Source organism: Flavobacterium sp., assembly GCF_043773265.1.
Taxonomy (GTDB): Bacteria; Bacteroidota; Bacteroidia; order Flavobacteriales; family Flavobacteriaceae; genus Flavobacterium.
Genome location: NZ_JAYVFH010000214.1, coordinates 1 through 9,722, shown reverse-complemented (window position 1 = coordinate 9,722; position 9,722 = coordinate 1). Strand labels below are relative to the sequence as shown.

Genomic DNA, 9,722 nt, shown 5'->3' with positions numbered 1-9,722 from the left:
TATTTTATCTGATTCAGAATCCATAAAATAATCGTGTATTTCTTCTTGCTGATCTTCATCTAGCATTTCGTCAACCCAATATTTAATATTTAGTTTCGTTCCAGAATATACAATTTGCTCCATTTCTTTAAGCAAATCGTCCATTTTCATTCCTTTTGCTTTGGCAATATCTTCTAATGATAGTTTTCTATCTATGTTTTGAATAATGTATAATTTATTAACAGAGTTTGCTCCGGTAGATTTTACAACTAAATCATCTGGACGTGTAATATCATTATCTTCTACATATCTATTAATTAATTCAACAAATTCATTACCATATTTTTTTGCTTTTCCTTCTCCAACTCCATGAATATTTATCAATTCATCTATTGTTATTGGATATTTTAATGCCATGTCTTCTAGTGATGGATCTTGAAACACTACAAATGGTGGAACTCCAAGTTTTTTGGCGACTTTTTTTCGCAAATCGCGCAACATTCCCATCAGTGCTTCATCTGCAGTGCCTGATGATTTTGCAGCTGTTACAATTGCATCATCTTCGGCTTCATTATATTCATGATCTTCACTCATCATAAACGAATGAGGATTTTTAATAAAATCATGCCCTTTTTCAGAAACTTTTAATATTCCATAAGTTTCTATATCTTTTGTCAACATTCCGTCAACTAAAACCTGACGTATTAATGCCATCCAATAACGTTCTTCTTGATCAATACCGATACCAAAAAAAGGTTGAGTGTCTGTTCTATGTGCTTTTATCGTTGCATTTACTCTTCCTATTAATGTAAAAACTATTTCTTTGGATTTATATAAATATTTAGTATCGCGAACTACTTGTAGCAATTTTACAACGTTTTTTTGTGCTTCGGCTTTTGTTTTTGGATTTCTTACATTGTCATCCATATCTGCACCATCGCCATTTTCTCCATCAAATTCTTCGCCAAAATAATGCAATAAGAATTTACGCCTAGAAATTGAAGTTTCAGCATATGCAACAACTTCTTGCAAAAGTGCAAAACCAATTTCTTGTTCGGCAACTGGTTTACCTGACATAAATTTTTCTAATTTTTCAACATCTTTATAAGAATAATATGCCAAACAATGACCTTCTCCTCCATCTCGACCAGCACGACCAGTTTCTTGATAATAGCTTTCTAATGATTTTGGAATATCATGGTGAATTACAAATCTAACATCTGGTTTATCTATTCCCATTCCAAATGCAATTGTTGCCACAACAACATCTACATCTTCCATAAGAAACATATCTTGATGTTTAGCTCGTGTTTTAGCATCCAATCCTGCGTGATATGGAACTGCGCTTATTCCGTTTACTTGTAATACTTCAGCTATTGCTTCAACTTTTTTACGACTTAGGCAATAAATAATTCCAGATTTTCCTTTGTGTTGTTTTATAAATCTAATAATATCCGATTCGATATTTTTAGTTTTTGTGCGAACTTCATAATATAAATTAGGTCGATTGAATGATGCTTTATATGTTGTTGCATCAGTCATATCGAGGTTTTTAAGAATGTCTTCTTGAACTTTGGGTGTTGCTGTTGCTGTTAAACCAATAACTGGAACATCTCCAAGTTGTTTTATTATTGAACGCAAATTTCTGTATTCTGGTCTAAAATCGTGTCCCCATTCTGAAATACAATGTGCTTCATCGATAGCAACAAAAGAAATTGGAACAGTTTGCAAAAATTCTACATATTCTTCCTTTGTCAAGGATTCTGGCGCTACATATAACAATTTAGTAATTCCTGAAACAATATCTTTCTTTACTTGGCTTATTTCGGTTTTAGTTAATGATGAATTTAATACATGAGCAATTCCATCATTAGTAGAAACACTTCGCATTGCATCAACTTGATTTTTCATTAAAGCAATCAATGGAGAAACTACAATTGCAGTTCCTTCTTGAACAAGCGAAGGCAATTGATAGCACAACGACTTTCCGCCACCAGTTGGCATAATTACAAATGTATTTTCTTTAGCTAAAATACTTTTTATAACTTGTTCCTGTAAACCTTTGAATTGGTTAAAACCAAAATATTTTTTTAATTCCTTGTGGATATCAATTTCGTTTGAATTCATTCTGACTTAATAGTATTTTTACATAAATTTGCAACCATAAATATACAACTTTCTTTTATTCATACAAATATTATAACAAATCAATTTTGATAACTAAAGAAAATATTATTGAATCGGCAAAAAAGACATTGATTTCTCAAAGCCAATCTATCGCGAAACTAACTGATTTCATTGACAAAAGCTTTGTTGAAGCTGTCGAAATTATTTATAATAGTAAAGGAAGATTAATTGTAACTGGAATAGGAAAAAGTGCAATTATTGCCCAAAAAATTGTTGCAACATTAAATTCTACTGGAACTCCATCGATGTTTCTTCATGCATCTGAAGCAATTCATGGCGATTTAGGCATGGTTCAAGACAATGATGTGGTGATTTGTATTTCTAAAAGTGGTAATAGTCCAGAAATAAAAATTTTGGTTCCTTTATTAAAAAGATTTGGCAATAAACTTATTGCAATTACTGGTAATGTAACTTCTTTTTTAGGTAAAGAAGCCGATGTAATTTTAAATACTTATGTCGAAAGTGAATCGTGCAGAAATAATTTAGCACCAACCAATAGCACAACTGCTCAGTTAGTAATGGGCGATGCAATTGCAGTTTGCCTAATGGAAATGAAAGATTTTAAACCCGAAGATTTTGCTAAATATCATCCTGGTGGTGCATTGGGTAAAAAATTATTATTGCGTGTTCAAGACATGCTTGACAGTTCTAGAAAACCATTTGTAAATTTAGAGTCAAGTATAAAAAATGTAATTGTAGAAATATCTGAAAAAAGATTAGGAGTAACAGCTGTTTTAGACAATGATAAAATTGTAGGAATTATTACAGATGGCGACATTAGAAGAATGTTGAATAAAACCGAAACTATAACCGGATTGACTGCCAAAGATATTATGACTGTAAACCCAAAAACTATTAAATCTACTGATATGGTTGTTGATGCTTTAAATATTCTTGAAGATTTTTCTATTACACAATTAGTAGTTGTTGACAATGATATATATAAAGGTGTAATTCATTTGCATGATATTTTAAAAGAAGGTATAGTATAATGTTAGAAAAGAACATAAAAGAAATGTCATTTCTTGATCATCTCGAAGAATTGAGATGGTTATTGGTAAGAAGTTCTGTTGCAATATTAATTATGGCAATTGTAACTTATTTTTTTGCAGATTATATTTTTGATGTATTAATCTTTGGTCCAACAAATCCTAATTTTATTACTTATCGGTTTTTTTGTGAAGCATCACATTATATTGGCTTTGCAGACAGTATTTGTATTACCGAACTTCCTTTTACAATTATCAATACCGAAATGGAAGGTCAAGTAAACATCTTTGTTTGGACTTGTATAACCTCTGGTTTTATACTTGCATTTCCTTATATATTATGGGAATTATGGAAATTTATTAGTCCAGCATTGTATGAAAAAGAAAGAAAACATGCCAAACTTTTTATCTTTATTGCTTCTATTCTATTCTTTATAGGTGTTCTTTTTGGATATTATGTAATTGTACCAATGTCTGTAAATTTTCTTGCAACCTTTACAATTAGTAGTGTAGTAAAAAATAATTTTACAATAGATTCTTATGTAAGTATGGTAAAAACTGCTGTTATAGCTAGCGGTTTATTTTTTGAACTACCTATAATAATATATTTTTTAACTAAATTAGGATTAGTTACACCAACTTTTTTAAGAACCTATAGAAGATATGCAATTGTAATTGTATTAATTGTTGCTGCAATAGTAACTCCACCAGATGTTGTAAGTCAAATAACAGTTGCAATACCAATGTTATTAATATATGAAGCAAGTATTTTCATCTCGGCATTAGTTGTAAAAAACAAGAAAAAAAATGAACAATCAAGTTAAAGAATTCAAAGATTATCGTGCAAAAATGAATGAAAAATTATTAGCCGATAATAATTTAGTAATAAAAAGAATATTCAATTTAGATACTAATGCTTATGCTGAAGGCGCACTGGATGTAAAAACCAAAGAGCTTTTAGGATTAGTTGCCTCAACAGTTTTAAGATGTGACGATTGCATTAAATACCATTTAGAAACTTCCTATAAAGAAGGAATTTCTAAAGAAGAAATGATGGAAGCCATGGGAATTGCAACTCTTGTTGGAGGAACAATTGTTATTCCGCATTTGAGAAGAGCTTATGAATTTTGGGAAGCTTTAGAAGAAAGTGGTCAGTAATTAGTGTTTAGTATTCAGTTGCTAGTGTTTAGTGAAATTGATTAGTTTTCCAAAATTGAAGTTAAAACATATCATCAGATAAATGGTTTTTGTTTATTTGTAAAAAAATTTGAAAAATTTAGTAGAGATGTTGAAATAAATTCAATAAGATGCTGAAATAAATTCAGCATAAATAAATTCAGTATAAATGAAATTAAGAGCCGAAAATTTAGTAAAAACTTACAAAGGCAGAAGTGTTGTAAAAGGCATTTCTGTAGAAGTAAACCAAGGAGAAATTGTTGGTCTTTTAGGTCCAAATGGCGCAGGAAAAACTACTTCTTTCTATATGATTGTTGGATTAGTAAAGCCAAATTCTGGTACAATCTACCTTGACAATATGAATATTACTGATTATCCAATGTATAAACGTGCTCAAAACGGAATTGGATATTTGGCTCAAGAAGCATCTGTTTTTAGAAAACTGAGTATAGAAGATAATATTTTAAGTGTTTTGCAATTAACCAATCTAACTAAAGCTCAACAAGAATCCAAAATGGAAAGTTTAATTGATGAATTTAGTTTAGAACATATTCGCACCAATCGAGGCGATTTACTATCTGGTGGTGAACGAAGAAGAACTGAAATAGCAAGATGTTTGGCAACCGATCCAAAATTTATATTACTTGATGAACCATTTGCAGGTGTTGACCCTGTTGCTGTAGAAGATATTCAAAGAATTATAGCTAAATTAAAAAATAAAAATATTGGAATATTAATTACAGACCACAACGTTCAAGAAACTCTTGCAATTACAGACAAAACCTACCTTATGTTTGAAGGAGGAATTCTAAAAGCTGGAATTCCCGAAGAACTAGTTGAAGATGAAATGGTAAGAAGAGTTTATCTTGGTCAGAATTTTGAATTGCGAAAAAAGAAATTAGAGTTTTAATTAGATATTGTTATATACTCTAACATTTTTGGAGTTCCGTTATAGATATTCAAATCTACATTTTCGTTTATTCCGTTTATTCTAGCTTTTTCTGTAAACTGCCAAAACTGCCAATCATCCTTTATATCTTCTACACAAAAGTTGTAATTGGCAACTATAAAGATAAATTCTAAAAAAATAAAGAAAATCCTATAACAAATTGTAACTTTTAAGTTACCTTTGTGAAATGAAAGTCCGTGAAGTTATAGCGTTTGAAAATCATTTTGAAGATTTTCTTCTTGAACAACAAAAAAAAGTACAAGATAAAATATTCAAAATAATTGAAGCAATAGAAACTTTAGAAAGAGTTCCTTCCAACTATTTAAAATCAATGGAAGGAACGAATGGTTTATATGAAGCTAGAATTCAGCTTGGCTCAAATATTTGGCGAGTATTTTGTTTTTTTGACAATGGAAAACTTGTAATTTTATTAAATGGTTTTCAGAAAAAAACACAAAAAACTCCTAAAAATGAACTTGAAAAAGCGTTGAGATTAATGACTAAATATTACGAAGAAAAATCTAAATAATTATGGAAACTAAAAGCTGGAAAGAAATTAAAAATAACGTTTACGGTGAAAAAGGAACCGAAAGACGTGATGAAATTGAAAGAGAATTTCAAGGTTTTAAAATTGGTTTGCTTCTTAAAAAAGCAAGAGAAGAAAAACACTTAACACAAACAGAACTTGGAAACTTAGTTGACAAAAAAAGAGAGTACATTTCAAGAATTGAAAATAATGGAAGTAATTTAACTCTTAAAACCTTATATGATATTGTAGAAAAAGGTTTTGGTGGAAAAATTAAAATTCAAATAGAGTTATAAAAAAAATTGAGTATTATTATTTTAAAAATTGAGTCAACTACTCAATAGTTAAATACAGCAACATTTTTGGCGTACCATTATAGATATTCAAATCTACATTTTCGTTTATTCCGTTTATTCTAGCTTTTTCTGTAAACTGCCAAAACTGCCAATCGTTTTCAATATTTTCTACAAAAAAATTGTAATTGGCAACCCAAAAAGTATATTCGCTAAATTCATCTTTAAGGAAATCATTATAATATCTTTCACCTGTATAAATTATTGGTTTTACTTTATAATGTTGGTCAACTTTTTTTAGCCAACGCCTTAATCCTACTTTTAAACTGTCAATAGATTGATTTTCTGGTAATTTTTCGATGTCTAAAACTGGTGGTAAATCACCTATTTTGAGTTTTACAGTTTTAATAAAATTATCTGCTTGTTCAATAGAATTTTCGTTTGGACGATAATAATGATAAGCACCTCGAATAAAATTATTTTTCTTTGCACCTTTCCAGTTGCTATCAAATTGCGAATCTTCTTTGTTATTTCCTGCAGTTGCTCTAATTAAAACAAACTTTAATGGAAATTTATTTTCTACTGAATCTACTTCTTCCCAATTGATTTTTCCTTGATATTGAGAAACATCCATGCCAATAGTCAAATCTTTATATTTATCTAATATTTGATGAATTCTAGCTTGTGCAATTTTATCATCCTTTAAAACTTTATCAGATTTGAAGCTAAAATAATATAAAATAGCATTTCTATAATGATAGATTCCAAAAACTAAAGCTAAAAACAATACAGAAACTACAATAAATTTTAATAAAAAAAAGGATTGCCTTTTCTTAGAAGATTTTTTACGTATTGGTGATTTTCGTATAGTAGTTTTTGCCATTTAAAAACTAATTGAGATGAGATTGCTTCGTTTATCGCAATGACTAGATAACTACTTTTTTACTAAAATATTATTTACAACTGACAATAAAACATAAGAAATAATAATTAAAGGAATTGCAAGAAACTGTAAAGTAACAATCATAATAACAGATGCCGATAAAAACCCAATTTGTAGTTTATATTTTTGGAAACTAAAATTCTTTATTTTTAAAGAAAATAATGGTATTTCAGCGTTCATTACAAAGGCACTTAGAAAAGAAATTGCAATTAAAACCCATTCATTATAAATAAAATCTGCTACATATTTATTATTAATTAAAGGCAAACTCATAATAAATAAAGTATTTGCAGGAGTTGGCAAACCTATAAAAGAATCTGATTGGCGTGTATCAATATTAAATTTTGCTAAACGATAACATGCTCCAAGAGTAATTATAAAACCTATCGAAGCAAGAATAGAAAATTCATAGGTTTCATAAATAATATCACTTATCCATATATACATAACAAATCCAGGCGCAACACCACTTGTAACCATATCGGCAAGCGAATCTAATTGAACTCCCAGTGGTCCAGAAACACCAAATTTTCTAGCAAAAAACCCATCAAAAAAATCAAAAAATATTCCTAAACACACAAAATAAAAAGCAATGTCAAACTTTGAATTTGAAATAAAAACTACAGCTATACAACCACAAAATAAATTTAAAAGTGTTAGAAAGTTTGGAATGTGTTTTTTTATGTTCATGCTATTAATTTTTCTAAAGACAAATGTAATACAATAAGTTTATACATAAGTGCGTTTGTAAATAGAGATTTTATTTGAGATATTATTATGATTTGTAAATTGTATTAGCTCAATAAAAATTTCTATTTTTGAAAAAAAAATTTGCTTTGAAAAAAATTCTTTACTTAACCTTCTTTTTAGGATGTTTTCTTTCTTATAGCCAAGCTGTTAGAAAATATTCTAATGAGTTTATGAACATTGGTGTAGATGCTGCGGCGTTAGGAATGTCTAATGCTGTGGTTTCAAATACTGGTGACGTAAATTCGGGTTATTGGAATCCGGCTGGATTAATAAATCTTGAAGACAGTCAAGCATCGATAATGCATGCAAGTTATTTTGCCAATATTGCACAGTATGATTATGCGGCTTATGCCAAACCAATTGATGATAAAAGTGCTTGGGGAATTTCACTTATTAGATTTGGTGTAGACGATATTTTAAACACAACTCAACTTATTGATGGCGATGGAAATATTGATTACAACAGAATTAGTTTGTTTTCTACAGCCGATTATGGATTGACACTTTCCTATGCAAGAAAACTTCAAGTTCCTGGATTTCAATATGGTGTTAATGCTAAAGTGATAAGAAGAGTTATTGGAAAATTTGCTAATTCTTGGGGATTTGGATTTGATGTTGGCTTACAATTTGAAAAAAATAATTGGAAATATGGCTTAATGCTTCGTGACATTACAACTACATTTAATGTTTGGAGTATTGATGAAGATGAATATAATAAAATAAAAGATGCTGTTCCTGGTGAAAATCAAGAATTGCCAGAAAGCACTGAGATAACATTGCCAAAAGCACAATTTGGATTTTCTAAAAAATTTGAATTTCACAATGACACTTCATTGTTGGTTGCAACAAACTTGAACATGCAGTTTACAAAAACAAATGATTTAATTGCAACAGATTTTGTAAGTATTGATCCTGCAATTGGCTTTGAATATGGCTATACCGATTTGGTTTTTCTTCGTCTTGGTGTTGGAAATTTTCAAAATATTACTCAAATAGATAATTCTAAAAAAGTTGGTTTTCAACCCAATATTGGTTTAGGATTTAAGTATAAAGGTATTCAAGTTGACTATGCTTTAACAGATTTAGGCGATCAAAGTGCTGCTTTATATTCAAATATTTTTTCTGTAAAAGTAGATTTAAGTATTTTTAGATAGTATTTTCGTCATTAAAAATTTAAAATCAATTAATAAAAACCAATTATAATATTGATGAAAAAATTACTTTTTATTTCTTTTCTTTTTTTTCAATTAATAAGTTTTGCTCAAAATCCGTCACTTTCAGAAAATGCTTCTGTTAGTATTTTTACTTGTGGTAGAGGAAACGAATTATATTCAACCTTTGGTCATACAGCAATTAGAATTAAAGATTCTATAAACAATCTTGATGTTGTTTATAATTATGGCGCATTTGATTTTAGGACTGAAAATTTTTATTTAAAATTTGTAAAAGGTGATTTACAATATTATATAAATGCAACTTCATATGAAGATTTTATATTAGAATATTTAAACGATGGTCGCGAAGTGGTTGAACAAACTTTGAATTTCAAGCTTTCTAAAAAGCAAGAATTATTTGAAATATTAAACGCTTCTTTATTTTCGGATGAACGCAGTTATACCTATAAATTTATTGATAGAAATTGCACAACAATGGTTGTTGAAAAAGTAAATAAAATTATTGGAAAACCTTTAATTCAAAAGGTTGATGATACTTCTATTTCTTATAGAAGGTTGCTTTATCCTTATTTTGAAGATCATTTTTGGTATAAACTTGGAATAAATATAATTTTTGGAGCAAAAACAGACTATAAAGCTGAAAAACTTTTTCTTCCTATTGAGTTATTAAATAGTTTAGACAAAGCTGTTGTAGATGGAAAACCTATTGTTATTAAAAAAGAAATTATTGTTAAAGGAAATGAATTAAATCATGA

The 9,722-nt window shown here is 28.9% G+C and carries 11 protein-coding genes; 8 read left to right on the top strand and 3 right to left on the bottom strand.

Annotated elements, in window-relative coordinates:
- The coding region (gene recQ, locus ACH2BO_RS11425; RefSeq protein ID WP_395044871.1) for a DNA helicase RecQ at positions 1-2,106 on the bottom strand (2,106 nt) is incomplete at its 3' end.
- Positions 2,107-2,192: 86 nt separating this feature from the next.
- On the opposite strand from recQ, the gene ACH2BO_RS11420 reads away from it, so the two are divergent.
- The 6 genes from ACH2BO_RS11420 to ACH2BO_RS11395 all read left to right on the top strand — a co-directional run bounded on the left by ACH2BO_RS11420 (position 2,193) and on the right by ACH2BO_RS11395 (position 6,102).
- Positions 2,193-3,158: an SIS domain-containing protein gene (locus ACH2BO_RS11420; protein ID WP_395044870.1), complete on the top strand. Its 966-nt coding sequence runs from the start codon at positions 2,193-2,195 to the stop codon at positions 3,156-3,158.
- Positions 3,158-3,979: a twin-arginine translocase subunit TatC gene (gene tatC, locus ACH2BO_RS11415; protein ID WP_395044869.1), complete on the top strand. Its 822-nt coding sequence runs from the start codon at positions 3,158-3,160 to the stop codon at positions 3,977-3,979. The genes ACH2BO_RS11420 and tatC overlap by 1 nt, the downstream gene beginning before the upstream one ends.
- Positions 3,963-4,313, top strand: a complete 351-nt coding sequence (locus ACH2BO_RS11410) for a carboxymuconolactone decarboxylase family protein (protein ID WP_395044868.1) — start codon at positions 3,963-3,965, stop codon at positions 4,311-4,313. Before tatC ends, ACH2BO_RS11410 begins: the two co-directional genes overlap by 17 nt.
- A gap of 187 nt (positions 4,314-4,500) precedes the next feature.
- Complete coding sequence (gene lptB, locus ACH2BO_RS11405) at positions 4,501-5,241, top strand: LPS export ABC transporter ATP-binding protein (protein ID WP_395044867.1); 741 nt, start codon at positions 4,501-4,503, stop codon at positions 5,239-5,241.
- Between the two features lie 226 nt (positions 5,242-5,467).
- Entirely contained in the window at positions 5,468-5,809 is a 342-nt protein-coding gene (locus ACH2BO_RS11400) for a type II toxin-antitoxin system RelE/ParE family toxin (protein ID WP_395044866.1), read from the top strand.
- A 2-nt stretch (positions 5,810-5,811) separates the two neighbouring features.
- Positions 5,812-6,102, top strand: coding sequence for a helix-turn-helix domain-containing protein (locus tag ACH2BO_RS11395; protein ID WP_395044865.1), 291 nt, complete (start codon positions 5,812-5,814; stop codon positions 6,100-6,102).
- Between the two features lie 37 nt (positions 6,103-6,139).
- Here ACH2BO_RS11395 and ACH2BO_RS11390 read toward each other — a convergent pair whose 3' ends face one another.
- Both ACH2BO_RS11390 and ACH2BO_RS11385 read right to left on the bottom strand, forming a co-directional pair.
- Entirely contained in the window at positions 6,140-6,982 is an 843-nt protein-coding gene (locus tag ACH2BO_RS11390; protein WP_395044864.1) for a GH25 family lysozyme, read from the bottom strand.
- A 51-nt stretch (positions 6,983-7,033) separates the two neighbouring features.
- A complete protein-coding gene (locus ACH2BO_RS11385; protein WP_395044863.1) occupies positions 7,034-7,732 on the bottom strand; it encodes a CDP-alcohol phosphatidyltransferase family protein in 699 nt (232 codons plus the stop codon).
- 230 nt (positions 7,733-7,962) lie between these two features.
- On the opposite strand from ACH2BO_RS11385, the gene ACH2BO_RS11380 reads away from it, so the two are divergent.
- Together ACH2BO_RS11380 and ACH2BO_RS11375 are read left to right on the top strand one after the other, a co-directional pair.
- On the top strand, positions 7,963-8,946 hold the full coding sequence (locus ACH2BO_RS11380) for a PorV/PorQ family protein (RefSeq protein WP_395044872.1): 984 nt from the start codon (positions 7,963-7,965) through the stop codon (positions 8,944-8,946).
- 54 nt (positions 8,947-9,000) lie between these two features.
- On the top strand, positions 9,001-9,722 hold a 722-nt coding region (locus tag ACH2BO_RS11375; protein WP_395044862.1), incomplete at its 3' end, for a DUF4105 domain-containing protein.